Consider the following 24,659-nt stretch of genomic DNA (forward strand, 5'->3'; position numbering starts at 1 on the left):
TTGCCGATCGGCCTTTCATCTATCGCTTGCACGCTTTCAGCAGCACGGTCGTTTGCCTGCGTACGATTGCCTTGAGATCCGCGAGCCGCTCCGGCGTGATTTCGTCGTAGCCCAGCAGGAATTTGAGGTGATCCCGCGCGAAATGGAACGTGAGCAATTGGCCGTTGATGGAAACGGCCATCATCCGGCTCTCTTCTTCGTTCACCGCGCCGCCTGAAATATGCGCGATGATCCTGCTACAACAATCATGCAGCCGCGAGCCCGATCCCTTCGAGAGGTCCGAGCGCATCATGGTGGCCTTCATCGGCATGACCCGGCGCGCAATGAAAAGCGCGCGGCTCGTGGCGTCCGGTGACGCGAACAGGAAGTCGGCAAGCCCGTCGAGGCTGGAACAATAGGCATCGATGAGCGCACTGGCGCTCGCCTTGTCGTGCAGCAGCTTCTCGACGACTTCCAGCGCCGGGCCGACGGCGGCGTTTGCCGACATCTGGATGTCCTCGATGCAGGCTGCGTAGAGCCCTTCCTTGTTCTCGAAATAATACTGCAGCGACGGTGCCGGAACGCCGGCTTGCGCTGCGATGTCCCGCGTGGAGACGCCGTCAAAGCCGCGCTCCCCGAACAAGTCCAGCGCCGCCCGGATGATCCGCGCCCGGGTCTCCTCCCCGCGCGGATATCCGCTTTCCGTTTTCCGCCGTCTCAGAACCGCCATTCAATCCTCCGTGCCCATCCATAGCACGACGCGAGAATTATTCCAGTTGACATAAATATTCCAATCGGAATAATTTATACAAGTGGAATAAATCTCCGGAGAGCGGCCTGCCATGAGCAGCATCACAGCCCTGAAGAAGGTCGGCGACGTCCCCGAGCGCGGGCAACAAGCCGCCCCGACAGCCCCGCCGAAGAAGCGGAGCCGGATGCGTATCCTGTTGGGATTGATTGCATTTCTGGTGATTGCCTGCGGCGGCATCTACGCCCGGCAATGGTATGCGGTCGGGCGCTACATCGAGAGCACCAATAATGCCTATCTGCGGGCCGACCAGGTGGCGATGGCGCCGCGGGTCGCCGGCCAGGTCTCGGAAATCTATGTGAAGGACAATGAGGAGGTCGCCGCCGGACAGCCGCTGGTGAAGATCGACCCGCGCCGCTACGAGATGATCGTGCGCCAATCCCGGGCGACCGTGGACGCGCGCCAGGCCGACATCGCCAAGGGCACGGCCGACCTGCGCGAGCAGGACGCCGTGATCGCGCAGGCGCAGGCCGACGTCGAGACCGCACAGGTCAATTCGAGCCTCGCCGAAAAGGAGTTCGAGCGGTCGTCATCCCTCGCCGCGCGCGGCTTCGGGACCCAACAGAAGAACGACCAAACCGAAAGCACGTTGGCCCAGGCGCGCTCCACCGTGACGCTGAAGCAAGCCATCCTCGATGCGGCGCGCCAGAAGATCGCGACGCTGAAGGCGCAATTGGCGCAAGCCGACGCGCAACTGGTCGCGGCCAAGGAGAGCCTGGCCCAGGCCGAGATCGATCTCAGCGATACGGTAGTGCGCAGCCCGATCGCCGGCAGGGTCGGCGACCGCACGGTGCAGCTCGGCCAGTTTGCCCAACCCGGCACCAAGCTGCTGACGGTGGTGCCGACCGGGCAGATCTACCTGGTGGCCAATTTCAAGGAGACCCAGGTCGAGAACATGCGGCCCGGCCAGCCGGCCGAGATCAGCGTCGATGCCTATCCGAACCTGCCCTTGACCGGAACGGTGGACAGTTTCGCGCCCGGCACCGGTGCCCGGTTTGCGCTGCTGCCGCCGGAGAACGCCACCGGCAACTTCACCAAGATCGTGCAGCGCGTGCCGGTGCGCATCCGCGTCGATGCCCCCCGCGCGGCGGCGCCGGCCTTTGTCCCCGGCCTGTCGATCGAAGTCTCCGTCAACACCAAGCCGGGAGCGGCGCACGCCGGCGGAGGCGCCTCGTGAGCGGGCCGGCCGCGGCCGGCGCCGGCGGGACCGAGCTGCCTGCGGAGTCCGCAAGTCTCGTCGATTGGATCGCGGTGCTCGCCGGTGCGCTCGGCGCGTTCATGGCGACGCTCGACACCTCGATCACCAACACCGCGCTGCCCCAGATCCAGGGCGAGGTCGGCGCAAGCGGCACCGAAGGCACCTGGATCGGCACCGGCTATCTCGTCGCCGAAGTCATCATGATCCCGCTGACGGCGTGGCTGACCCGGATGCTGGGGCTGCGCCAGCTCCTGATCATCACGACATCGGCCTTCGTCCTGTTCTCGATGCTGTGCGGGGTGTCGCACAGTCTGGCTGAGATGATCATCGGCCGCGTCGGGCAAGGCTTCTTCGGCGGCGCCCTTATTCCGACCGCCCAGGTCATCATCCGGACGCGGCTGCCGCTGCGCCAGATGCCCGTCGGCATGAGCATCTTCGGGATCATCGTGGTGCTTGGGCCGGTGCTGGGGCCAGTGATCGGCGGCTATCTCGCCGAGGAAGTCAGCTGGCGCTGGTGCTTCTTCCTCAACCTGCCGGTCGGCATTGCACTGGTGACGCTGCTCAGCCTCGGACTTCCCGCACAGAAGCCTGACCTCAACCAGCTGGCCAAGGCGGATTGGCTTGGCATCGTCGGCATGGCGGTCGCCTTCGGCTGCCTGACGGTCGTGCTGGAGGAAGGCCAGCGCGAACGCTGGTTCGAATCCTCGGAGATCGTCTATCTCTGCCTGGCTTCGCTGTCCGGCTTCGCCGCGCTCTTCATCGCGCAAATGACCAGCGCCAAGCCGGTCATCAACCTGACGCTGTTGCGGAACAGGACATTTGCCAGCACCACCCTGATCACGCTGGTGATCGGCGCCGGTGTCTACGGCACAACCTACGTCGTGCCGCAGTTCCTGAGCGGCATCTCCGGCTACAACCCGCGGCAGGCCGGTAACATCATGGCCCTGTCGGCGCTCCCCCTCATCCTGCTGATGCCGATCCTGCCGCGCATCGTCGGCCGGCTTGATGCACGTCTCATGACCGCGCTTGGCCTGGCGTTCTTCGCCGCGAGTTGCTTCGTCGACATCCACCTCAGCCCCGACAGCGCCGGTGGCGACTTCACGCTCTCGCAAATCATGCGCGGGGTCGGTCAGATCCTGGCGGTCATGCCGCTCAATCAGCTCGCGATGGCCGCGATCGGGCGCGAGAACGCCGCCGACGGTGCCGGCATCTACAGCATGGCGCGCAACCTCGGCGGATCGATCGGGCTTGCGCTCAGCGGGTTGTTCATCGACGTGCGCACCGCAGTGCACTCCGACACCATTCGCGAATCCGTCACGGCCAACTCGCTGCTCGGACAGGCGCGGCTGGCGGCCGACGGTCTTGCGCAGGGCATCGACGCGGCGACGGCGCGATTGCGTGCGATCTCGCAGCTGTCGCAAGTGATCGAGAAGCAGGCATTGGTGATGACCTATAATGACTGCTTCTGGATGCTCGGAATCCTGCTGATCACGATCATGCCGATTGTGTTGCTGCTGCGGCAACCCGCGCCTGCAAATGCGCGGTGAGCGGGCGGGTTATCGATCCACATTGTAGGGCGGGTTAGCGATAGCGTAACCCGCCGCCCCTCCACTGCTGAAGGACGGCGGATTACGCCTTCGGCTAATCCGCCCTACAAAGCCGCGACTCCTAGGGCTGCGCGAGGTGCCAGGCGCCGTTGAGAAAGCCATCGCCGGTGATGTCGCCGGCCTTCTGGTCCTTGACGAACGTATAGAGCGGCTTGCCCTTGTAGGCCCACTGCTTGGAGCCGTCGTCACGCGAGATGATGGTGTAGCCGCCCTCGGCCTTATCGCTGGCTTCGGCTTTCAGCACCGGCCAGTTGGTTGCGCACGGCCCGTTGCAGGCCGACTTGCCGTCGGTATCCTTGTCGAAAGTGTAGAGCGTCATCCCCTTGGTGTCGGTGAGGACGGAGCCCTTCGCCGTCGTTCCGGTCTTGGTCGGCGGTGCGGCAAGGGCGGCTGAGGCGAACGCAAACGACATGGCGGTGGCGAGCGCGAGCGAGATCGATGTCTTCATGATGTCTCCCTTTCGAATGCAACTGGCTTGCATGCGTTAGGACGCGCGAAGGCCTGCACTATTCCGCCAGCAGCGCGGAAAGAATTTCGAGATCGCGATAAATGCGTGGGGAATAAAGCCAGGGGCGCGTGCCGATACCGGCAGCCAAGGCTTCTTTTTGACGCGTTTTCTTCACGCGAACCGGCATCGACTTCGCTCGAAAACGCTCTAGCGCCTGATCTCCTCGACCACACGGACCATCGGGCGGTCGGAAATCTGGATCGGGCCGGAGAACGGCGTGCTCATTTCCAGGATCAAATAGATCGCGGCCGAGACCAACGCCGCCGCGGCGACATAGGTCGAGATCACGACCGCGTTGCGCGGCGCGCGAAAGCCCAGCGTTGCAAACATCAACGTCAGCCAGCCGACCAGGATGCAGATCAGCGGCGACGGGAACGAACCGTCGGACTGCTCGGCAAAGGTCCAGCGCTGCTGCACCGCCTGCCGGTAGACCGACCGCGCGTCGTTCCACAGCGCGACCTTCTGCTCGTCGTCGAACCGCAGCTCGCGGAGGCTGGCGCCGACCTCGTCGAGCAGATGTTCGGACACTTCGTTCGCCCTGGAGATCGGCACATCCTTGAGCACCTGCTCGACATAGGCGAGCAGCCGCTTGCGCGGCTCGTCGGCGCTCGGCCCGAGCGGCCGCAGGCTGCGGTCGAGCAGGATGAGGTCGGTGGCGAACACATGCAGATTGCGATCGACCGCCACATAGGTGTTGGCCGAGTTGTTCATCATCAGGCCGAGCAGCAGCGACGGCATGGTGAAGAACAGCGTCGCGACCAGCCGCACCGAGGTGTTGGTCTCGTCGCTGCGGTGATGATCGGCGAACCGGACGTGCATCGCCATGGTCCCAAGCGCCGCGCCGCTCAGCAGGATGAAGATCAGGACGGCGACGACGAATGCGACCACGGCTTGCTGGGACCTGCGAGAGAATCAGGAGCGCAGGATAGCAAGGGACGGGGTGCATGTCCGGTTGACTGGCCCTCCCCACGCGCTATCCAGTCCGGACCGTTTTTTGGCGCGCCGGGTGCGCCCGAGGCGGAGCGCAGGGGCGCCCGAGGAGAGACACACGTGCATATTGTCGACGACAGCGAGGTCAACCGCGTCCTGACCTTTCCGATCCTGATCGAGGCGATCGAAGCCGCCCACCGGCGGCCGAAGATCGCAGTGCGCGACGGCTATCTCGGCGACGACAAGGGCCAGCAGCTGGTGACGCGCAGCGCGGTCGATGCCGGCCGCTTCATGATGACCAAGCTCTACACCAGCTTCCCGGGCAACCTCGCCCACGGCAAGCTGCCCGCCGTGCAGGCGGTCTGCGTGCTGTTCGACGGCAATAATGGCCAGCCGCTCGCGGTGATGGACGCCGCCGAGATCACCCATTGGAAGACCGCCGCGGACTCCGCGCTCGGTGCCAAGCATCTGGCGCGGCGGGATGCCGAGACGCTGCTCGTCGTCGGCGCCGGCGAGATGGCGCGCTGGCTGGTGCGCGGCCACCGCACGGTGCGGCCATCATTGCGGCGGGTGAAAGTCTGGAACCGGACCGTCGAGCGCGCGCAAGAACTCGCCGCGCTCCTGGAAAGCGACGGCATCGCCACCGAAGCCGTCACCGATCTCGACGCCGCGACCCGTGAAGCCGACATCATCACCACCTGCACCCGCTCGCGCGAGCCGCTGGTCAAGGGCGCCCATTTGCGGCCCGGCACCCATCTCGACCTGGTCGGCGGCTTTACGCCGGAGACCCGCGAGGCCGACGACGAGGCGGCGCGCCGTTCGCGCATCTTCGTCGACCGCCGCGAATCCGCTTTCGACGGCGTCGGCGACATCCTGGCGCCGATCGCAAGCGGCGCGATCAAGGAGAGCGACGTGCTCGGCGATCACTACGACCTCGCGAGCGGTGCGGTCAAAGGCCGGACGTCGGCCGACGACATCACCTTCTTCAAGAATGCCGGCGGCGGCCATCTCGATCTGATGACCTGCGAAACGGTGTTTGCGCGGTTGGGGAAGGCGTTGAAGTAACGACGGAAACGTAGGGCGGGTTAGGCGAAGCCGTAACCCGCCGCTGCGCGATCCGCGGAAAGACGGCGGATTACGCCTTCGGCTAATCCGCCCTACGCTGCGCCACTACGTCTCCCGCAGCCAGACCTCGCCGATCGAATGATCGGCGCGCTTGCGCAGCACGACGTCGGCGCGCGTCCGCGTCGGCAGGATGTTCTCCCTGAGGTTGGCGCGGTGATGCTCGCGCCACAGTCGTTCCGCGACCTTCCGCGCGTCGTCGGGCGGCAGGTCCCTGTAGTGGTGGAAATAGGAGGCAGGATTGCGGAACGCGGTCGGCTGCAGCCTGAGGAAGCGCTCGACATACCAGGACTGGATGTCGGCCTCATCGGCATCGAGATAGATCGAGAAGTCGAAGAAGTCCGACACCACCACCGGTGCCGTACCGCGTGCCAGGAGCACGTTGAGGCCCTCGAAGACCAGGATGTCCGGCTGCTCGATGACCTGACGCTCCGACGGCACGATATCGCCGATCAGGTGCGAGTACACCGGTAGCTCGAGCTCGCCTTCACCTGCCTTTGCGGCCGCGAGAAACCGCAGCATCCGCGGCAGATCGTAGCTCTCGGGAAAGCCCTTGCGCCGCATCAGGCCGCGTTCCTCGAGAACGCCGTTGGGAAGCAGGAAGCCGTCGGTCGTCACCAGCTCGACGCGCGGGTGATCGACCCAGCCGGCCAGCAGCGCGCAGAGCACGCGGGCAAAGGTGCTCTTGCCGACGCCGACACTGCCTGCCAGTGCCACGATGTAGGGCGAGCGACGTGCCGGCCGGCCGAGGAATTCCGCTTTGACCTGCATCAGATTGCGCGCCGCCGAGAAATGCAGGTTCAAGAGGCGCGTCAGCGGCAGGTACACGTCGCTGACTTCGGCTGAAGTGATCGGCCCATTGAGGCCGCGAAGCGCCGCGAGATCGGCGTCAGACAGCGTCAGCGACGTGCTGGCGCGCAACGCCGCCCAATCACTGCGGCTGAAGATCATGTAGGCGGACAGCTCGTCGGGCTGGGTCATTCTCATCCGTCACGGTGAGCCTGATGCATCCGATCGATCTTGCCGGGGGGAATCCAGAAACGTCAATGGGCCAGAACCGTAGGGCGGGTTAGCGTTAGCCTAACCCGCCGCAATACGATGCACGTAAGGGCGGCGGGTTACGGCTTCGCCCAACCCGCCCACCACTCCCTACTCCGCAGCCTGCTGCGTCGGCGCGTCCAGCACTTCCGACACCTTCGGCGGCGACATCGGCAGGCTGTAGAAGCGCTTGCCGAGCGCGTTGTGGACGGCGTTGGCGACCGCGGCCATCACAGGCACCAGCGGCACCTCGCCGACGCCCTTGACGCCCTGCGGATGCTTCGGGTTCGGCACCTCGACCAGCGCGCAGTCGAGCATCGGCAGGTCGGAGCAGACCGGCATGCGATAATCGAGGAAGCCCGGATTATCGACCTTGCCATCCCTGTTGTAGATGTACTCCTCGTTCAGCGCCCAGCCGATGCCCTGCGCGACGCCGCCCTGTAGCTGGCCCTCGACATAGCTCGGATGCACGGCGCGGCCGACATCCTGCACGGCGGTGTAGCGGATCACGCGCACGATGCCGAGATCGACATCGACCTCGACGTCGCAGATATGCGTGCCGAAGCCGCCTTCCGCGCCCTGGGTGTTGAGCTGGACGCTGGCGCCGATCGGGCCGCCCTGCGACGGCGCCTTCTCAGCGAGATCGGCGAGCGTCAGCGGCTCGAACTGGCCGGCGTTCGGACTGACCGGATGCGCGGCGCCGTTCTCCCACTTCACGGCTTCCGGGTCGATCTCCCAGATCTTCGCCGCGCGCTCGCGCAAGGTGGCGATCACCTTGTCGGCCGCCTGCGTCACCACCATCGAGGACGCGAACAGCACGCGGCTGCCGCCCGTCAGGTTGGAGAAGCCGACGGTTTGCGTATCGCCGATGATGACGGAGACACGCTTGTAGTCGATGCCGAGCAGCTCGGCGCAGATGTTGGCGATGCCGGCGCGCGAACCGCCAATGTCCGGGTGACCGGTGGTGACGACGACGTTGCCGTCCTCGGTGATGTTGACCTGCGCGGAAGACTCACCGCCGGCATTGAACCAGAAGCCCGAGGCCACGCCCCTACCCTGCAGCTTGCCGAGCGGCGCGGCATAATGCGGATGGTTCTGCGCGGCTTGCAGCGTCTCGATATAGCCGATGCGCGGAAACACCGGGCCGTGCGCCGCCTTGGTGCCTTCCTTGGCCGCGTTCTTCAGCCGCAGCGCCAGCGGATCCATCTTCAGCGCCTCGGCAAGCTCGTCGAGCACACATTCCACGGCATAGGCGCCGATCGGGGCGCCAGGCGCGCGATAGGCCGCGACCTTGGAGCGGTTGGAGCAGACGTCGAAGCCTTCCGACAGCACATGCGGAATGTCGTAGGGCGCGAAGCTGCACCCGACCGCGCCGCGGATCGGCGAGCCCGGAAAGGCGCCGGCCTGCAGATAGAAGCTGCCGTGGGCCGCAACGATGGTGCCATCCTTCTTCGCGCCGATCTTGACCGTGCTCTTCGAGCCCGAGGTCGGCCCCGTCGCGCGCATCACCTCCTCGCGCGTCATCACCATCTTGACCGGGCGGCCGGATTTCTTGGCGAGCAAGGTCGCGAGCGGCTCGAGATAGACGATGGTCTTGCCGCCGAAGCCGCCGCCGATCTCGGCGGGGATCGCGCGGATGTCGCTCTGCTGGATGCCGGTCAGCATCGAGGTCATCGCGCGAACCATGAACTGGCCCTGGCTCGACGACCAGATCGTGGTCTTGCCGTCGGCGGCGACCGAGATCAGGCAGGCATGCGGCTCGATATAGCCCTGGTGTACCGGGCGCGTGGTGAAGGAACGCTCGATCACGATCTCGGCGTCCTTGAATCCCTGCGCGATGTCGCCCTTCTTGGATTCGATGCGACCCATGATGTTCGAGGGCTTGCCATCGAATTTGTTGAACTCGTGCAGGATCGGCGCGTCAGCCTTCAGCGCATCGTCGATCTCGATCGCCCAGGGCAGCACCTCGTAGTCGACCTCGATCAGCTTGCAGGCTTCGGCTGCGATCGCTTCCGTGGTCGCGGCGACGGCGGCGACGGGGTGACCGGGGAATAGCGCCTTGTCGCGCGCCATCACGTTGCGGCACATCCAGCGCATGTCCTGGATGCCAAGCATCACGGCGCCCTTCTCGATCGTGAAGTCGACGATGTCGCGCGAGGTGACGACCGCCTTCACGCCGGGCAACGCCTCGGCCTTCGCGGTATTGATCGACTTGATGCGGGCATGCGGATGCGGGCTGCGCAGCACCTTGCCCCAGATCATGCCGGGCATCGTGGTGTCGGCGGCAAACGCCGCGCGGCCCGTCACCTTGTCGACGCCATCGGGCCGGATGGTACGCTGGCCGATCCATTTGTTGTTGACGACGTTCATCGTGCAGTCTCCCGCATTTCAGCGGCGGTCTCCATCACCGCGCGGACGATCTTGTCGTAACCGGTGCACCGGCACAGATTGCCGGCGAGCCAGAAGCGGACTTCCTCTTCGGTCGGATTGGAATTCTTGGCGAGCAGCGCCTCGGAGGCGACCAGCATGCCCGAAGTGCAAATACCGCACTGGAGCGCGGCGTGCTCGAGGAATTTCTGCTGCAACGGATGCAGCGTCTCGCCCTTGGCCATGCCCTCGATGGTCCGGATCTCGTGGCCCTCGGCTTCGGCCGCGAGCATCAGGCAGGAGCAGACCAGCCGGCCGTCGAGCGTGATCGAGCAGGCGCCGCAATCGCCGGACGCGCAGCCCTCCTTGGAGCCGGTGAGCCCCAGCTGCCCGCGCAACGCGTCGAGCATGGTCTCAAAGGGCTCGCACAGGAATTCGACCGGCTCGCCGTTGACGGATGTGGTGACGTGCAGTTTCGGCATGGTGCTAGTGTCCTCCCGCGCGCTGGGCGGCGATCGCGGCGGTGCGCTTGAGCAGCACGCCGGCGGTTTTTGTCCGGTAGGCGATGGTGCCGCGCTTGTCGTCGATCGGACGGCAGGCGGCGCGACATGCGGCAGCGGCGGCTTCCAGCGCGGCATCGTCGAGCTTCGAGCCGACGAGCGCTTGCGCTGCCGGCGCGACCAGCAGCGCGGTCGGCGCCACCGCACCGAGACCGACGCGGGCCGCGGTGCAGACGCCGTCCTTCAACGTCAAGCTGACGCCGATCCCGACCACCGCGATGTCCATCTCGGTGCGCGGGATCATCCGCAGGTAAGCGTCGCCCGAGCCTTTGGGCCGCGACGGCAGTGTGAAGCTGACCAGGATCTCGCCGGGCTTCAAATTGGTCCGTCCCGGTCCGGCTGGCACGTCCTCGACCTTCATCTCGCGGCGACCGTTCGGCCCCTGCACCGTGACGACGGCACCCGCCGCGATCATCGCCGGCACGCTGTCGCCGGCCGGCGAACCGTTGCAGAGATTGCCGCCGGCCGAGGCCCGGCCCTGCACCTGCTTGGAGCCGATCAGGTTCACGGCCTCGAGCACGCCGGGCCACACCTTGCCGAAGCGCGCATGCTCGGCCAGCTCCATGCCGGAAACGGCGGCACCGACGCGGAAACCGCCATCGGCGGTCTCGGTGATCTCGGTCATCTCGCCGATCTTCTTGATGTCGACGATCAATCCCGGCCGCACCAGGCCGGAGCGCATTTGCACCAACAAATCGGTGCCCCCTGCCATAATGCGGGCGGCACTTCCGGCGGCAGCAAATGCGCCAATCGCTTCATCAAGCGTGCGCGGTGCTACGTATCGGATATCGGTCATGGCTGTTCTTCTGGTCTCCCTCGGCTGCGTGTTCGCGCTGCTTGTTCCCTTTGGGAATCCCTCAGAGGATCTTGGGGGATATGGCCTTATTGCTGGCCGGCAGGACTATGAGCCTACACGGCGGATCGGGGTCCGAACAGCCTGCGAGGTGCGGCAGGAAGCGCAGGCTCCTATGCAGGATGCGGACTTGTGCAGTGCCGACGCAGCGCGCGCCGCGGCCGCGGTCATCGAACGTTCACGTGACCAACTCAGGAACCCAGGCGCCAGACCGGCGGCATGGCCCTTGCTTGCCTTCAACACCGAATTCGTGAAGCATGATGGTCGCTGCGGCATGCGTGCCAGCGCAATGACAAATCGGGAGACGGCGAATGGTGGATGTTTCGCGCAGAACGCTCCTCAAGCTCGCGGCGAGCGTGCCGCCGGTAATCGCGGCCCCGGCGGTGCTCTCGTCGCGCGCGCTCGCCGCGACCAAGGGCAAGACCATCACGGCCGTGATGCATTCGGACCTGCGCATCATCGATCCCGGTTTCACCACCGCCTATATCACCCGCGACCATGGCTACATGGTCTATGACACGCTGCTCGGCATCGATTCAGGATTCAAGGTCCGGCCGCAGATGGCGGACTGGACCATCTCCGATGACAAGCTCAGCTACACCTTCACGCTGCGCGACGGCCTGAAATGGCATGACGGCGCGCCGGTCACGGCCGAGGACTGCATCGCCTCGTTGAAGCGCTGGGCCACCAATGACGGCACGGGGCAGAAGCTGATGGACTTCACGGCGGCGCTCGAGCCAGCCGGACCCAAAACCATCGTGCTCAAGCTGAAGGAGCCGTATGGCCTGGTGCTGGAGAGCATCGCAAAGCCCTCCTCCTATGTCGCGTTCATGATGCCGAAGCGGCTCGCGGAGACGCCGCCGGGCAAGCAGATCCCCGAACAGATCGGCTGCGGCCCGTTCAAGTTCGTTGCCGCTGAATTCCAGCCGGGCGTCAAGGCGGTCTATGAGCGCAACGCCGATTACGTGCCGCGCAAGGAAAAGCCGGATTGGCTGTCGGGCGGCAAGGTCGCCAAGGTCGATCGCGTCGAATGGATCACGATGCCCGATGCGCAGACCGCGATCAACGCGCTGCAATCCGGCGACATCGATTTCCTGGAGCAGCCGTCGATCGATCTGGTGCCGGTGCTCGAGGCGAACTCCGATCTCACCGTGGGCGTGCTGAACAAATTCGGCTTCCAGATCGAGGGCCGGATGAATTTCCTGCACCCGCCGTTCGACAACCCCAAGATCCGCCGCGCCGCATTCCTGGCGATGAACCAGAAGGACGTGCTCGACGCAACCGTCGGCAACGCCAAATATTACGAGATCTGCGGCGCCTATTTCGCCTGCGACACGCCGCTCGCCAGCGACGTCGGCGCGGAGACCCTGATCAAGGGCAACGGCATGGCGGAAGCGAAGAAGGCGCTGGCGGCCTCGGGCTATGACGGCACGCCGGTCGTGATCATGATCCCCGGTGACGTGCAGACCCTGAAGGGGCCGCCGACCGTGGCGGCACAGCTGTTGCGCGCGGCAGGCTTCACCGTCGACGCGCAGGTGACGGACTGGCAGACCGTGGTCAGCCGACGCGCCAGCCAGAAGCCGCCGAAGGAAGGCGGCTGGAACCTGTTCTTCACTTTCACGGGCGCCACCGAGACGATGAATCCGATCGTCAACAACCAGATCGCTGCGAACGGCAAGCGCGCCTGGTTCGGCTGGCCGGAGAACGCCAAGATCGAGCAGATGCGCGACGCCTACGCGCGCGCCACCACGCCTGAGGCGCAGAAGCAGCTCGCGGTGGAGATCCAAAAGGAAGCGTATGAGCAGGTGATCTATATCCCGCTCGGCCAGTTCCGTCTGCCGAGCGCTTGGCGCAAATCGCTCACCGGCATATTGGACGGCCCGGCGCCGCCGGTGTTCTGGAACGTCGACAAGTCCGAATAGCCGCAGCCGCGCGCGGCCCAAATATCGAAAAACAACCCCATGCAAAGGAGCCGGCAACTGCCGGCGTTCGACAAGCCAACTTGACACGTCGGGCAACTCAGGGATACATTTCCAATATTCCGAAATCGTGCGCCGCTGGTGTTCCGGAACATCGACAAGGCCGAATAGGATCGGCGGCATGATGTTGCGCGCCGCGCCGTCGGGCCTGATCAAGCGAGAAGCGTTGGTCGCGATCAATGAAAAGCTTCAGCCGTCTATTCGTTGCCGTCACGTCCATCCTTTGCGCCCTTGTCGGATTCCAGCCGTTGTCCGCCCAGACCGCGGACGCGGTTGTTGGCGTGAACGCGTCGGTGGGTTCGCTGAGCGTCGACCAACAGAATGCAATCCTCGCGCAGCTGCACGCAGCCAACGTTCATTTCATCCGGTCGGGCATCACGCCGGACGAGAAGGGTGTCGATTTTGCCCGGCGCGCCAAGGCGCAGGGCATCCAGATCGAATGGCTGGTCCAACTGCAATACCGGCCCGGTGCGCCCAGTCGACCATGGCCCAATGCTTTCGGCGTGTGGGGCGGCCCCCCGCTGTCCGCCGCAGATCCAGATCAGTTCCGCAAGTATTTCGAGCCGCTGCTCGCGAAGCTCGAAGCAGCCGGCGTCGAGCTCGCGGGGTTCGAGCTGGGCAATGAAATCAATTCCGCCATGTTCAATGCGGATTTCAGCTTGCCCGCCGAGAATCCGAAGCAGTCCAGAGAGTTCAACCTCGCAGACCTTTCGCATGACCCGGAGGCACAACAGGTCGCCAAGGGCTATCTGCAATATCTCAAGCTACTCAAGGTCATGAAGGACGCTCGCGCACAGTCGAAGCTGAACCAGCATGCGCCGATCATCAGCGCCGGCCTGGTGTTCAACGAAGCTCCGGATGCTCTCCGAACCGCACGGCTCGACTCGGTCGGTGCCATCGCAACGCTGGAATTCATGCGCGCGAACGGTCTCGACGCACTCGTCGATGCATATGGCGTGCATACCTACCCCTGGACCAATGATCCGGGAAATCCGATCGCAACCAAGGGCCGCCACGATCGCTTACAGAAATACGTTCTGGCGGAATGCCGGCCGCAGGGCGCTCAGGCCGGCAAACCCTGCTGGATCACCGAATGGGGGATTCCCGATCGCGATGCGTCCTGTCCTCCGCATGAAACCAGCCAAATCACCTTGGTCAACGAAACGCGAACCAATTTCCGTCCCTACGTTGCCGCAAGGCAGGTGCTTGGCCTGTTTTATTATGCCTGGCTCGACGGCCGCGAAGGCTTTGCGATCTACCGCTGCGATCATTTGACCGAGACCGGGCATTTGGCCCTGACGCCGTTCTGACGGATTGTTGTTCGGCTCAGTCACCATCGGCGGCGCGATTTTGGGCGCCGCCGGGTGTCTTGCCCATGAAACCGGGCACCCTTCCCGACGTCTCCGGCAATCCACCCGGCGACAATCGGGCACAGGAAGCATCGTATTCAGTGGGACTCGCCGAGGGCCCGGCAGCGCGCCGGTGCTATGCTGTCGTCTCGCACGAAACTGCACATTGAATCGCGAGAACGGCCATGGAAGCACGCGGATTTTACCACGAGGGGATGCTTGCGCTGCAAGAGCGCGCCGACGGCCGGCGCCTGGCCGATTTCCTGGCCACCAGCGCCAGGCACAGCGAATTTTCCGAACGCGACGCAGCGCAGATCACGGCGGCGAGTTTCTTCTTCATTGCATCATCTCATGGCGATCATCCGGACTGCAGCTTCAAGGGAGGCGATCCCGGGTTCGTCAAGATTGTCGGCCCGAGCACGCTTGAATTTCCCGACTACGACGGCAACCTGATGTACCGGACACTCGGCAATATCGCCATGAATCCGAAGGTCGGGCTCTTGTTCATGGGCTTCGACGGCAAGACCTACCGGATTCGCATCAACGGAGACGCCAGCATTCATCGCGACGCCGAAAGTCTGACGCGCCACCACGGCGCCAAGGCGGTGATCCGCGTCGAATGCCGCGACATATATCCAAACTGTCCGCGCTATGTCCCCGATCTCGCCATGACGGCACGCTCCGCCTATGTGCCGCGGCCGGGCGAGACATCACCAACGCCGGAGTGGAAAACGCTGCCGGCGGTCGTGCCGCATCTGCCGCGGTCCGACACGCAGGCCCTCACGTCGTCAAGCCCGGACACCATTGGGCAGCGCGATGCATAAAGGCTGGTGCACGCTAACGGCCACGATTGCGATCATCGGTGTCAACCTTGTTGCCGCCGCCGGCGCACTCGCCGAAAGCCGCAAATACGATCCCGGAGCCAGCGACACCGAGATCAGGATCGGGCAGACCATGCCCTACAGCGGACCGGCGTCGGCAGTCTCGGTCATCGGCAAACTCCAGGCCGCCTATTTCCGGATGATCAACGACCACGGCGGAATTAACGGACGCAAGATCAAGCTGATCTCCTATGACGATGCGGCGACGCCATCCAAGACTGTCGAACAGACCCGCAAGCTCGTCGAAGGCGACGAGGTGCTGTTCACGTTCCAGACGCCCGGCAGCGCCTCCAACATCGCCGTTCAGAAATATCTCAACGACCACCATGTCCCGCAACTCTTCGTGGGCGGTCGCTCGACGCGCTTCGAGGATCCCCTCGACTTTCCATGGACCATGGGATTCGCGCCAAATTTGCGGACCGAGATTCGCGTCTACGTGCGCTTCATCCTCGACAATTATCCGGATGCCAGGATCGGCCTGCTCTACCAGAATGACGAAAGCGGCAAGGACTATCTCGCCGGCTTGAAGGACGGGCTCGGCGCGAAGGCCGCGCTGATGCTCACGTCTGAAGCGCCCTATGAAATGACGGACCCGACCATCGACTCGCAGGTGGTGCGGCTCAAGTCTGCGGGCGTCAACGTGCTGATCGACATGGCAGCGCCGAAGTTCGCCGCCCAGGCGATCCGCAAGACCGCGGAGCTCGGCTGGAAGCCGCTTCATTTGCTCGGCGTCGGTTCGTCCTCGATCGACGCGGTGCTGGCGCCCGCGGGACTCGAGAACGCCAAGGGGCTGATCTCGGCGAGTTCGTTCAAGGAGGCCGCCGATCCGAGCTGGGCGGACGATGCGGGCATGAGGAAATGGACCGCATTCATGGCCGAATATTATCCGGAGGGCGACAGAAAGAGCATCTTCACAACCTACGGCTACAGCGCAGCCGAGCTGCTGGTGCAGGTGCTGCAGCAATGCGGCGACGATCTCTCGCGCGACAACGTCATGCGCCAGGCGACCAATCTGAAGGGCGTGAAGCTCGATCTGCTGCTGCCGGGTCTCGCCATCAACACCAGAAGCAGCGATTATCGCGTGGTGAAGCAATTCCGAATGATGCGCTTCACCGGCGAGCGCTGGGAACCGTTCGGGCCGATGGTCGCGGATTGACCCTGCGGCGCAAGAAGTAACGACAACACGGAATAAGATCGACGGCGCGCTTTTGCGCGCCGCCGATCCCGCCGTTGACTATACCGCGTACCTCACTGACCGTTGGTCCGGCGCGCGGCCCTCGGCGCCTCGTCCTTCAGCTTCTCCAATGCGCCGGGCATCATCTGCCCGAACATCGAGCTCAGCATCGCGGTCGGGATCAGGCCGGCGCTGTTGCCTTCCTGCCCCTGCCCGCCAGACATCAGGAATTGCGGCACCAGGGGCTGATTGATCCGCGTCAGGGCGTCGGCGAACTTTGCAAAATTCTGCTCGGCAAGCCGGTATTCCGGCCCACCATAGGCATCGACCGACAGCTTGGTCGCCTGCGCGTTGGCGGCGCCGACCGCAAGCACCCGGTCGGCCTCGCCCTGGCCTTCGAGCCTGGACTGCTCGCCGACCGCGGCTGCGGTGACTTTCCTGGTTTCGGCATCCTTCTGCGCGCGGGCGAGCGCCGCCGCGCCCTCGTTCTCGTTGACCTTGACCTGGATCAATGACTGCGTCAGGGCGGTCTGCGCCGCCGCCGTCGCCTTGGCTTCGTTCAGCGCGCGCTCCTGCACGGCGGCCTTCTCCTGCTCCTGATAGGTCTCGATCTGCTCGCGCGCGATCTGGCGCGAGCGCAGCTGGATCAGGATGTTCTCGATGGTGTGGTCGTTCGCAGCCGCCCGCGGCGTGCCGATCAACACCTCCTGAAGGTCGAGCGAATAGCCCTCGAACTTCGCCTTCATCACCTGCGCGGATTCCTCCTGGATCGCGGCGCGGTTCTGCAGCAGCTCGATCAACGTCATCTTCTGCGCGATGTTCTTGAAGAACGCAGAGACCATCGGGTCGAGCGTCTGCTCGACCAGCTTCTTCACGTCGCCGAAACGCTGAATGATCATCGGCGCCTTCTTGTAGTCGATATGCATCACCACCGAGAGCGGCAGCGTCGGCTCGAACGCGTCCTTGGTGATCAGCGAGATCTCCGACAGGTTCTCGTCGAGCTTCATCGCGCCGACCTCGCCGCGCACCCATTTCAGGATGAAGTTGACGGTCGGGATGATCTCGATCTTGCCGGCATAGGTGTTGAAGGCGTATTTGCCCGGCAACAGCGGGTCCTTCCAGACGCCGCGGCTGCCGTTGAGCACCAGCTCGCCATGGCGATACTGCTCGCCCGAGACGTCGTCGGTGCGCGGGCCGGTGTAGAAGATCACAACGCCGACATTACCGACCGGGATCACCGTCTTCGGCACCGCCTCGACGGTCGCGAACAGCCGGTTGATGTACCAGGTGCCCTCGACGATGACCTGGAGCTGGCGGCCGCGATAGCCGCCGGCGCTCAGGAATTTCTCCGGCTCCTGGAAATTGTTGTGAAACGTCGCAGCATCACGCAGCTCGATGCCGACCTCGGGGGCGATGATCTCGCCCGGAGGCAGCGACGGGCCGTCATGCACGGTGACGATGCCGACGAGATCGTGATCGGCCGCCAGCACGACCGGGGCAAAGCCCCAGCGCTCGGTGATCGTGAGCTGCATGCTCTCGAGCACGCCGCGCTCGCGCTCGCTCAGCGCGTGACCATAGACACGCTCGTCGGTGATGACGGCGAACTGCGTCGTGTTGATCGCATAGGTACCTTCGCGCAGGATCTTGCGCTGCGGGCCCTTCTGGCCGCCGCCGAGCAGGAAGCGGCGCGTGTCCTGGAAGTCCGACTTGTCTTCGGTGTCGTTGGCGCCGAGCACCTGCGACGGCTCCAGCGGCGCACCGTCGCGCGCGAACACATAGGCGATCTTGCCCTGGCCGACGGTGACGAGGTCCGAGCGGTGGATGCGGTACATGAAGGGAAACATCACGTGCAGGCCGCCGCGCAGCACCTCCGGCTCATAGCCGGCTTCGCCGTTGAGCGCGATGAAGCCGTCGTCGATCGAGCCTTTCACCGCCCACAGCTTCTCGACGATGCCGACCTGATTGTTCGGAATGTAGCGAAATACGTTCGATATGCGCAGCACGATCACACATGCGACCGCAGCAGCGATCCAAATGGCAGGCTGGGTCAAACCTGAACCATTAAGAAAACCGAGGAAGTCCATAGTTCATCTCCACAATTCGCAACTGGGCGGTTTGGGAGCCCAAACCTGCACCCAAGAATTGCGGTGCGGACATGTGGTGCGAGGCCCAGGGGCCGCAAGGCGTGAACATTATTCGCCCTGCCAATCTTTTTTTGATGACGGCATGAACCGCCGAACGACTCGCGCGACGTTGACGCGCGCGATCAACTTGCCGCGATTGCGCATCATTCGCAGCGCGGCGACCTTGCGCGAGAGCTGGGCTCAACGTTTCGGGTCGCGCCCGCGGATGTGGTCAAAGCCTTGCTTGATGGCGGCGAAGCGCGCGTCGACCACCGACTCAAATTCGAGGTCGGTGAAGATATAGGGCCAGTCGTTTTCGATGCCTTCGCGGACGAGTTCGCCGACATACATGGGATCGATACCATCGGAGATGCGTTGGCGGACCAGATTGATCCGCTCGGCAAGCGGGCCCGACGTCGGCAAGGGACGGGTCGCCCCCTCGAAGCGCTTGGGGAGGTTGCGCGTCGAGTCCATGATTTGAGTGCGGATGAACCCGGGACACAGCACCGATACGCCGATCCCGCGGGGCGCGAGTTCAGGCCGCAGTCCCTCGGACAGCGCGACGACGCCGTACTTCGAAACGTTGTAGGCAGTGCTTCCGCCTGAAATCAGGCCAGCGAGCGAGGCCGTGGAGACGATGTGTCCACCCTCGCCATGCTGCTCGATCAACGGCCCGAAAATCTCGATCCCCCAAATCGTCGCCATCAGGTTGACGCCCAAGGTCCAATTCCAGGATGCGTCGGTCCAGGTGCCATAAGGCCCGCCGCCGCCGACGCCCGCGTTGTTGACGAGGATATGCACCTTGCCGTAGCGGGCCGTGGTGGCCTCGGCGGCCGCGACGAGTTCGGCCTTGAGGGAGACGTCCGCTTTCACGCCATCGACATCGACATTGGTGCGCCTCAATTGCTCGAGCGCCGCGGACAGCGCCGCGTCTTCAATATCGCAAAGCATGACTTTCGCCCCGGCCTGAGCGAGAGCAGTCGCGATCCCCAATCCGATGCCTGAGGCTGCGCCGGTCACGAACGCGGTCTTTCCAGCGAGTTCCTTCACGTGCATTTCTCCCGTGCAAGCGGACACCTTCGCCGCAAAATGCCAAGTGTCGCCGGCCGCCATATGACCGCACTTTCAAGCGATTGGGAAGTGTGGGCGATGACCGCTCTTGTTGGCCCGTAGCCGACATCCTATCGGTCGGAGCCGACGTCAGCTTTTGACCCAAAGTGCAACTCGTTCGACTTTAGATTCACCTCTGAATACGAACGGTGCCCTCGACTGCTGGCTGATGATCCGGCCCAAGAATTACCCAGTCAGGATGTGCCGGAGTCTGATCTCGCTTCTTCGGGTCGACGGCGCTAGCAGCGCGCGGATCAAAGCTGACATATTCCTCCCGAACAAGGTTGCCACCAACCCTTACCGAGCATCCGGTCTTGTAGTCCCAAACCCCCTCTAGATTAAAGGGCGTCCACCGATCCTTGCAACGTTCGCTCGCGATGTACGGAACGACCACTGTGATCGATCCAGCGAGTAATCCAATTCCAATCAAAAAAATTCGCATGGTGCTGTGCATCCCGGCTAGCTCGGTCCAAACCGAGTTCTAACAACGACATACAACTATATGTTGCAGGTTGGATTAACAAGGATCGGAGGTCCTGATATTCGGGCGTGCGGATTCTTTGAGCGCCCTATCTCGGGTGCCACCAGCGTCCGCCGATCACGACGCCTTCGGATGCGATCTTGCGATCGCCCATGAGATGTTCGCCGACCACATCGACATAATCGAACTGGCCTTCTCTGATCGAGAGCAGCGTGGCGTCGCCGACGCTGCCTGGCTTGAGGCTGCCGAGCTCCGGCCGCCGCAGAGCCATCGCGGCATTGACGGTGGACGCGGCGATCACGTCCGGCATCGACATCCCCATGCAGAGGAATTTCGACATCGTCGTCACCTGGTCGAAGGCCGGGCCATCGATACAGAGCTGATGGATGTCCGAGGAGATCGTGTCCGGATAGAAGCCGTTGGCGAGCATCGCGCGCGCGGTCTTGAAGGCGAACGAGCCCTTGCCGTGGCCGATGTCGAACAGCACGCCACGTTCGCGCGCCTCCAGCACTACCTTCTTCACCGTGCCCTGCGCGGTCGCCGGCGTGTTAGGGAACGGACGGAAAGCGTGGGTCAGCACGTCGCCCGGACGCAGGCGCGCCAGCACCTCCTCGTAGCTCGGCGGCGGATGGTCGATATGCGCCATCAGGGGCATGCCGACTTGCTCCGCGACTTCGAGCGCGATCTCGAGCGGCACCAGCCCCGAAGTACCCGAGGCGAACAGGCCGACCCGCACTTTGATGCCGACGATGAGGTCGCGGTTCTCGTCAGCGACGCGTGCGGCATCGACCGGGTTCATCAGCCGCAATTCCTCGCTCTCGCCGACCATCACGCGGTCCGAGAAGCCGAAGATGCCGGCATGCGAGACGTGCAGATAAGCGAGGATGCGCACCTCGCTCGGCTCGATCACATGCTTGCGGAAGCCGGCAAAATTGCCAGGGCCGGCGCTGCCGGTATCAACCGAGGTGGTGACGCCGGAGGCGCGGCAGAACTCCTCGGCGTCGATGCCGAGCGAGGTGCCGCCCCAATAGACATGGGTGTGCAGGTCGATGATCCCCGGCGAGACGATCAGCCCCGACACGTCCCGCACATCGGTCGCGGGATCGGCTTTCAGCTCCCGCCCCACCGCAGCAACCTTGCCACCGGCAAAGGCGACATCCGTCACCGCATCGAGCTTTTGCGACGGGTCGATCACCCGTCCGCCGCGCAGAATCAAATCGAAAGGCATCGTGTTCTCCGGATTTCCGTCCGGCACGATGGTCGACTTCGCTGCCGTCTGCAAGCCGGTCAGCCGACGCGGGCCTGTTGCGAAACCGGTGCAGCCGATGTCGCGTGATCCGCGCTCGCGTCTGCGGCCAACTCCGTCCCCACAGCCGACGCGACGATAGCCGCAATCGCGGGCTGATGCGCGGTCTCCGAGGCCGCAATGGTCTCCTGCGCCCAGCGGTAAGAAGATTCGAAGATCTCCTGGTGGCGATCGAAATCGGTCACGTCGATGCCATCGGGCGTCGGCGGACGCATCACCATATCGAGCGGCGTGGTCGGCAGCGTGTCGTAGCGCTGATGCGCGACGAGGCTGCGCCACAACACGTTGACGGCACTCGGCGCGGCCGGGAGCGATTTCCGCCGGAACGGCGTCAGCAGCGAGGCGAGCAATTCAAGCCGTCCCGGCAGCGCGGCGTAGTCGACATCGAACATCTCGGTCGCCGGCTCGCCGAAATGCACCACCAGGTTCGGTCCGCTCTTCAGCTGGTGCATCTGCGCCAGTGGAACGTTGTCGACGAGGCAGCCGTCGACCAGCATCGAACCGTCCTTGGTGTAGAACGGCGGCAGCAGGCCCGGGATGGCGCTCGATGCCCGCACCGCCTGCCAGAGCAGCCCGGTGCGGATCAATTCGAGACTATGCGTCGACAGATTGGTCGCGACCGCCGCGAACGGCCGCCAGCAATCCTCGATCCGGCAATGCTGGCCATACTGCTCGGCCAGCGCCGCATCGAAGGCCTTGTGATCGAGCAGCGCGTAGCGCGGCCAGGTCGGGCGGCGGAAGCTGCGGCTGGAGACGAAGATCTCGTGCGTGCCGCGCTCGAGATGCTCGGCGTCGTAGTTCTTGGCAAAGCCCGCCGCCATCGCCGAGCCGACGCTGGTGCCGACGAAGATGTCGAACATCGCGCCGCGCTCGCGAAACGCCTTGTAGATCCCGACATGCGCGGTGCCGAGGCTGCCGCCGCCGCCGGCGACGAACCCGACCGCGCGACCGCACAGGAAGCGCACCAGGCTGTCGATGTCGATCTGGTCCTCGAGCGCGACATGGTGGTGCATGTAGCAAGGCAGCCGCGCCAGCCAGGCCGCCGTGCCGCTGACCTCGTGATGCCTGACATCGTGAACGCGAACCAGGCGGCGCGCCGACGCCGGATGCACGGCGCAGGCGAAGCTCTCGATCTCGGTCAGGTCCGGCGCAGGCGCCTGGCCGCGGCAGGCGAACACGACGAGGTCGGCCTGGCGAATGGTCTTTCTTGCCCATTCCGATGCATCGGCGCCGCCGAAATAGGCCACCAGCGGCGCGTCATATTCGATCCGGTTGAGCCAGTCGGCGACTTCGGAGGCGTCCAGCGCACGGCCGGGAAACATCGCCTGGACGCGCGCGAGATCGACGATCTCGGCCCCCGCAGCGGCAAGGCTCAGGCGCAAGCGCTGCTCGAAGCCGGCAGGCACCGGCTCGCGCCCGCCCGCAATCAGCGCGACGGTTCGCGCTTTCGGCGACGCCCGGACGGGCAACAGGCGCGCGGTCTGGACGGCAAACCGCTGGGCCAGCGCGGCAAGCAGCGCCTCGACAATGCCGGGCGTCTCCTGGACAAGCTGCGTATAGGCTGCACGCGTCAACACCAGCACGCTGCTGTCGCGGATCGCGATCACATTGGCGGTGCGCGGGATATTGGCGAAGAAGCCGATCTCGCCGACCAGTTCGCCGGCGCGCAGCTCGGCGATCGGCTCGGGATGATCGGTGCGATACACCGCGAGCGCGCCGTGCAGCACCAGGAACAATGCGTCGGAGTCGCCGCCCTGCTCGACCAGGAGCTCGCCGCGCACGAGATCGCGCCGTGTCATGGCGCCAAAGGCGATCCGCCGCTGCTCCGCGCTGAGCGTTCGAAACAGCGCGAAGTCCTCGGACAGGTTTCCCCACGCAAACGTTGCGCTCGGCGGCACACGGTTCGATTGCATGATCAGATGTTAGCGCCGGGCCGTCGCCCCGGCGAGCGATATCAGAGCATGATCGGCAGCACCCGGCCGCTATTCCCTTGGGAGCACTGCAACAGGAATTGCCGCACTCCCACTTGCCGGCCTCACCCGACCAGCTCCGGCCACGGCACGATGGTCGACTTCACCGTCTTCATCGCCATCGCATCGGCGACCGCCTGCGCGACGCCGTCCTCGGTGAACGGATAGATCGTCTGCATGTCGAGCCAGGGGTATTTGTTGCGCGTGCGGTAGAGCATGTCGACGCCGAGCGGCAGATCGTTGCCGGTAAAGCCCCAGGAGCCGAGCACGTTGAGGTCCTTGGTGCAGATGCGGTGCCACGACGTGTTGATCGAGCCGGCATCGGTAAACTGGCCCATCTCGACATAGGTGCCGCCGTCGCGCAGCATCTCGATGCCCTCGGGTCCGGCGGTCGGATGGCCCGAGCAATCCATCACGAGGTCGGCACCGAAGCCGCCGACGATGTCGCGCACCGCCTTGATGCGCTCCTCCGGCGTCTTGAGCTGATCGATATCGACGGTCGCCTCGGCGCCGAACTTGCGCGCGAGCGCCAGCCGCGGCGTCTCCGGTGCGCCAACGCAGATCACGCGCCCTGCCCCCATCTCCTGCGCGGCGGCAACCGCAAGAATGCCGATCGGCCCGGAGCCCTGGATCACCACCGTGTCGCCCCAGGAAAAGCCGCCGGCGCGGGTGGCGCGGTTGAAGGCGCGGATGCAGGAGGTCAACGGCTCGGAGAGCGCGCCGAGCCGCAGCGACATGTCGTCGGGTAATTTGTAGATCTTGGTGCCCGGCAGCATGTCGAGATCGACATAGACGTATTCGGCCCAGCCGCCCCACATATGCGGCGCCTTATCGAAGCCGAGATAGCGGCCGTAGTACACAGGCGTCAGACACTTATTGGCGCTTGCGGGATAATGGATGCAGTAATAGCAGCGGCCGCACGGCATCAAGGGCGGGATCATCACCTTCGATCCAACCTTGAGCGGCTTGCTCATGAAGTCCTCGGTGAACTCCGGACCGCATTCGACGATCACGCCGCCGAGCTCATGGCCGAGCGTGAACGGCCATGGCAGCGGTTTCGGCCAATGTCCCTTCAGGATGTGCAGGTCGGTTCCGCAGACTCCGCAAGCGCCGACCTTGATCAAGGCCGCCTTTTTGCCGATATGCGGCCATGGCACGGTCCGGATTACAGGCTTGGCTCCAGGTCCTTCATGCGTGCAGACGCGGATCTGCTCCATCGGTTCGTCCTCCCTGTCCTTGTCGTTGGGCCGGGTCCGGCCGCACCGAGCTTAGGTCAGGATGATCGGGATGTCATGAAGGCCTGTCATGAAGGCGTG

20 protein-coding genes are annotated in these 24,659 nt (G+C 64.5%); 7 read left to right on the forward strand and 13 right to left on the reverse strand.

Annotated elements, in window-relative coordinates:
• Window positions 1-19 precede the first annotated feature (19 nt).
• A complete protein-coding gene (locus JQ616_RS13865; RefSeq protein WP_212015190.1) occupies window positions 20-709 on the reverse strand; it encodes a CerR family C-terminal domain-containing protein in 690 nt (229 codons plus the stop codon).
• Window positions 710-821: 112 nt separating this feature from the next.
• Between JQ616_RS13865 and JQ616_RS13870 the strand changes: the two genes are divergently transcribed.
• Window positions 822-1,964 (forward strand): HlyD family secretion protein, encoded by a 1,143-nt coding sequence (locus tag JQ616_RS13870; protein ID WP_249136770.1) that lies wholly within the window; start codon window positions 822-824, stop codon window positions 1,962-1,964.
• Complete coding sequence (locus JQ616_RS13875; RefSeq protein WP_349629992.1) at window positions 1,961-3,532, forward strand: DHA2 family efflux MFS transporter permease subunit; 1,572 nt, start codon at window positions 1,961-1,963, stop codon at window positions 3,530-3,532. Before JQ616_RS13870 ends, JQ616_RS13875 begins: the two co-directional genes overlap by 4 nt.
• 121 nt (window positions 3,533-3,653) lie before the next feature.
• On the opposite strand, the gene JQ616_RS13880 is transcribed toward JQ616_RS13875, so the two are convergent.
• Genes JQ616_RS13880 through JQ616_RS13885 form a run of 3 tightly spaced genes read right to left on the reverse strand, consistent with a single transcriptional unit; the run spans window position 3,654 to window position 4,988 of the window.
• Window positions 3,654-4,040 carry a COG4315 family predicted lipoprotein gene (locus JQ616_RS13880; RefSeq protein WP_212015192.1) on the reverse strand — a complete coding sequence of 129 codons (387 nt, stop codon included), beginning with the start codon at window positions 4,038-4,040 and terminating at the stop codon, window positions 3,654-3,656.
• Between the two features lie 58 nt (window positions 4,041-4,098).
• On the reverse strand, window positions 4,099-4,227 hold the full coding sequence (locus tag JQ616_RS39640; protein WP_283812631.1) for a hypothetical protein: 129 nt from the start codon (window positions 4,225-4,227) through the stop codon (window positions 4,099-4,101).
• 20 nt (window positions 4,228-4,247) lie between these two features.
• Window positions 4,248-4,988: a hypothetical protein gene (locus tag JQ616_RS13885; RefSeq protein ID WP_212015193.1), complete on the reverse strand. Its 741-nt coding sequence runs from the start codon at window positions 4,986-4,988 to the stop codon at window positions 4,248-4,250.
• Between the two features lie 162 nt (window positions 4,989-5,150).
• On the opposite strand from JQ616_RS13885, the gene JQ616_RS13890 reads away from it, so the two are divergent.
• Window positions 5,151-6,095, forward strand: coding sequence for an ornithine cyclodeaminase family protein (locus tag JQ616_RS13890; RefSeq protein ID WP_212015194.1), 945 nt, complete (start codon window positions 5,151-5,153; stop codon window positions 6,093-6,095).
• 105 nt (window positions 6,096-6,200) lie between these two features.
• Here JQ616_RS13890 and coaA read toward each other — a convergent pair whose 3' ends face one another.
• From coaA to JQ616_RS13910, 4 genes are all read right to left on the reverse strand, one after another.
• Window positions 6,201-7,133, reverse strand: a complete 933-nt coding sequence (gene coaA, locus JQ616_RS13895) for a type I pantothenate kinase (RefSeq protein WP_249136772.1) — start codon at window positions 7,131-7,133, stop codon at window positions 6,201-6,203.
• 168 nt (window positions 7,134-7,301) lie between these two features.
• Window positions 7,302-9,560, reverse strand: coding sequence for a xanthine dehydrogenase family protein molybdopterin-binding subunit (locus JQ616_RS13900; RefSeq protein ID WP_212015196.1), 2,259 nt, complete (start codon window positions 9,558-9,560; stop codon window positions 7,302-7,304).
• Complete coding sequence (locus tag JQ616_RS13905) at window positions 9,557-10,039, reverse strand: (2Fe-2S)-binding protein (RefSeq protein ID WP_212015197.1); 483 nt, start codon at window positions 10,037-10,039, stop codon at window positions 9,557-9,559. The genes JQ616_RS13900 and JQ616_RS13905 overlap by 4 nt, the downstream gene beginning before the upstream one ends.
• Before the next feature lie 4 nt (window positions 10,040-10,043).
• Window positions 10,044-10,904, reverse strand: a complete 861-nt coding sequence (locus JQ616_RS13910; RefSeq protein ID WP_212016277.1) for an FAD binding domain-containing protein — start codon at window positions 10,902-10,904, stop codon at window positions 10,044-10,046.
• A gap of 377 nt (window positions 10,905-11,281) precedes the next feature.
• Between JQ616_RS13910 and JQ616_RS13915 the strand changes: the two genes are divergently transcribed.
• The 4 genes from JQ616_RS13915 (at window position 11,282) to JQ616_RS13930 (ending at window position 16,335) form a co-directional block, all read left to right on the forward strand.
• Complete coding sequence (locus tag JQ616_RS13915; RefSeq protein WP_212015198.1) at window positions 11,282-12,892, forward strand: ABC transporter substrate-binding protein; 1,611 nt, start codon at window positions 11,282-11,284, stop codon at window positions 12,890-12,892.
• 236 nt (window positions 12,893-13,128) lie between these two features.
• The gene (locus JQ616_RS13920; RefSeq protein WP_212015199.1) at window positions 13,129-14,259 is read left to right on the forward strand and encodes a hypothetical protein; all 1,131 of its coding nucleotides are present in this window, start codon (window positions 13,129-13,131) and stop codon (window positions 14,257-14,259) included.
• 224 nt (window positions 14,260-14,483) lie between these two features.
• On the forward strand, window positions 14,484-15,122 hold the full coding sequence (locus JQ616_RS13925; protein ID WP_212015201.1) for a pyridoxamine 5'-phosphate oxidase family protein: 639 nt from the start codon (window positions 14,484-14,486) through the stop codon (window positions 15,120-15,122).
• Entirely contained in the window at window positions 15,115-16,335 is a 1,221-nt protein-coding gene (locus JQ616_RS13930) for an ABC transporter substrate-binding protein (protein WP_212015203.1), read from the forward strand. Before JQ616_RS13925 ends, JQ616_RS13930 begins: the two co-directional genes overlap by 8 nt.
• Window positions 16,336-16,427: 92 nt before the next feature.
• Here JQ616_RS13930 and JQ616_RS13935 read toward each other — a convergent pair whose 3' ends face one another.
• The 5 genes from JQ616_RS13935 to JQ616_RS13955 form a co-directional block, all read right to left on the reverse strand.
• Entirely contained in the window at window positions 16,428-18,437 is a 2,010-nt protein-coding gene (locus tag JQ616_RS13935) for an SPFH domain-containing protein (protein WP_212015205.1), read from the reverse strand.
• Between the two features lie 240 nt (window positions 18,438-18,677).
• The gene (locus JQ616_RS13940; protein ID WP_212015207.1) at window positions 18,678-19,526 is read right to left on the reverse strand and encodes an SDR family NAD(P)-dependent oxidoreductase; all 849 of its coding nucleotides are present in this window, start codon (window positions 19,524-19,526) and stop codon (window positions 18,678-18,680) included.
• A 629-nt stretch (window positions 19,527-20,155) separates the two neighbouring features.
• Window positions 20,156-21,295 (reverse strand): amidohydrolase/deacetylase family metallohydrolase, encoded by a 1,140-nt coding sequence (locus tag JQ616_RS13945; protein WP_212015208.1) that lies wholly within the window; start codon window positions 21,293-21,295, stop codon window positions 20,156-20,158.
• Between the two features lie 59 nt (window positions 21,296-21,354).
• On the reverse strand, window positions 21,355-23,286 hold the full coding sequence (locus JQ616_RS13950; protein ID WP_212015209.1) for a cyclic nucleotide-binding and patatin-like phospholipase domain-containing protein: 1,932 nt from the start codon (window positions 23,284-23,286) through the stop codon (window positions 21,355-21,357).
• Between the two features lie 122 nt (window positions 23,287-23,408).
• Window positions 23,409-24,560 (reverse strand): zinc-binding dehydrogenase, encoded by a 1,152-nt coding sequence (locus JQ616_RS13955; RefSeq protein WP_212015210.1) that lies wholly within the window; start codon window positions 24,558-24,560, stop codon window positions 23,409-23,411.
• Window positions 24,561-24,659: the final 99 nt, after the last annotated feature.

It is taken from the genome of Bradyrhizobium tropiciagri (assembly GCF_018130545.1).
Classification (GTDB): Bacteria; Pseudomonadota; Alphaproteobacteria; order Rhizobiales; family Xanthobacteraceae; genus Bradyrhizobium; species Bradyrhizobium tropiciagri_A.

Excerpts from the sequence above, each read along its gene's own strand:
- coaA (WP_249136772.1), bottom strand. The coding sequence starts at position 7,133 with ATGACCCAGCCCGACGAGCTGTCCGCCTACATGATCTTCAGCCGCAGT.
- JQ616_RS13945 (WP_212015208.1), bottom strand. The coding sequence starts at position 21,295 with ATGCCTTTCGATTTGATTCTGCGCGGCGGACGGGTGATCGACCCGTCG.
- JQ616_RS13930 (WP_212015203.1), top strand. The coding sequence starts at position 15,115 with ATGCATAAAGGCTGGTGCACGCTAACGGCCACGATTGCGATCATCGGT.
- JQ616_RS13905 (WP_212015197.1), bottom strand. The coding sequence starts at position 10,039 with ATGCCGAAACTGCACGTCACCACATCCGTCAACGGCGAGCCGGTCGAA.
- JQ616_RS39640 (WP_283812631.1), bottom strand. The coding sequence starts at position 4,227 with ATGCCGGTTCGCGTGAAGAAAACGCGTCAAAAAGAAGCCTTGGCTGCC.
- JQ616_RS13950 (WP_212015209.1), bottom strand. The coding sequence starts at position 23,286 with ATGCAATCGAACCGTGTGCCGCCGAGCGCAACGTTTGCGTGGGGAAAC.
- JQ616_RS13880 (WP_212015192.1), bottom strand. The coding sequence starts at position 4,040 with ATGAAGACATCGATCTCGCTCGCGCTCGCCACCGCCATGTCGTTTGCG.
- JQ616_RS13865 (WP_212015190.1), bottom strand. The coding sequence starts at position 709 with ATGGCGGTTCTGAGACGGCGGAAAACGGAAAGCGGATATCCGCGCGGG.
- JQ616_RS13925 (WP_212015201.1), top strand. The coding sequence starts at position 14,484 with ATGGAAGCACGCGGATTTTACCACGAGGGGATGCTTGCGCTGCAAGAG.
- JQ616_RS13920 (WP_212015199.1), top strand. The coding sequence starts at position 13,129 with ATGAAAAGCTTCAGCCGTCTATTCGTTGCCGTCACGTCCATCCTTTGC.
- JQ616_RS13955 (WP_212015210.1), bottom strand. The coding sequence starts at position 24,560 with ATGGAGCAGATCCGCGTCTGCACGCATGAAGGACCTGGAGCCAAGCCT.
- JQ616_RS13900 (WP_212015196.1), bottom strand. The coding sequence starts at position 9,560 with ATGAACGTCGTCAACAACAAATGGATCGGCCAGCGTACCATCCGGCCC.
- JQ616_RS13870 (WP_249136770.1), top strand. The coding sequence starts at position 822 with ATGAGCAGCATCACAGCCCTGAAGAAGGTCGGCGACGTCCCCGAGCGC.
- JQ616_RS13915 (WP_212015198.1), top strand. The coding sequence starts at position 11,282 with ATGGTGGATGTTTCGCGCAGAACGCTCCTCAAGCTCGCGGCGAGCGTG.
- JQ616_RS13935 (WP_212015205.1), bottom strand. The coding sequence starts at position 18,437 with ATGGACTTCCTCGGTTTTCTTAATGGTTCAGGTTTGACCCAGCCTGCC.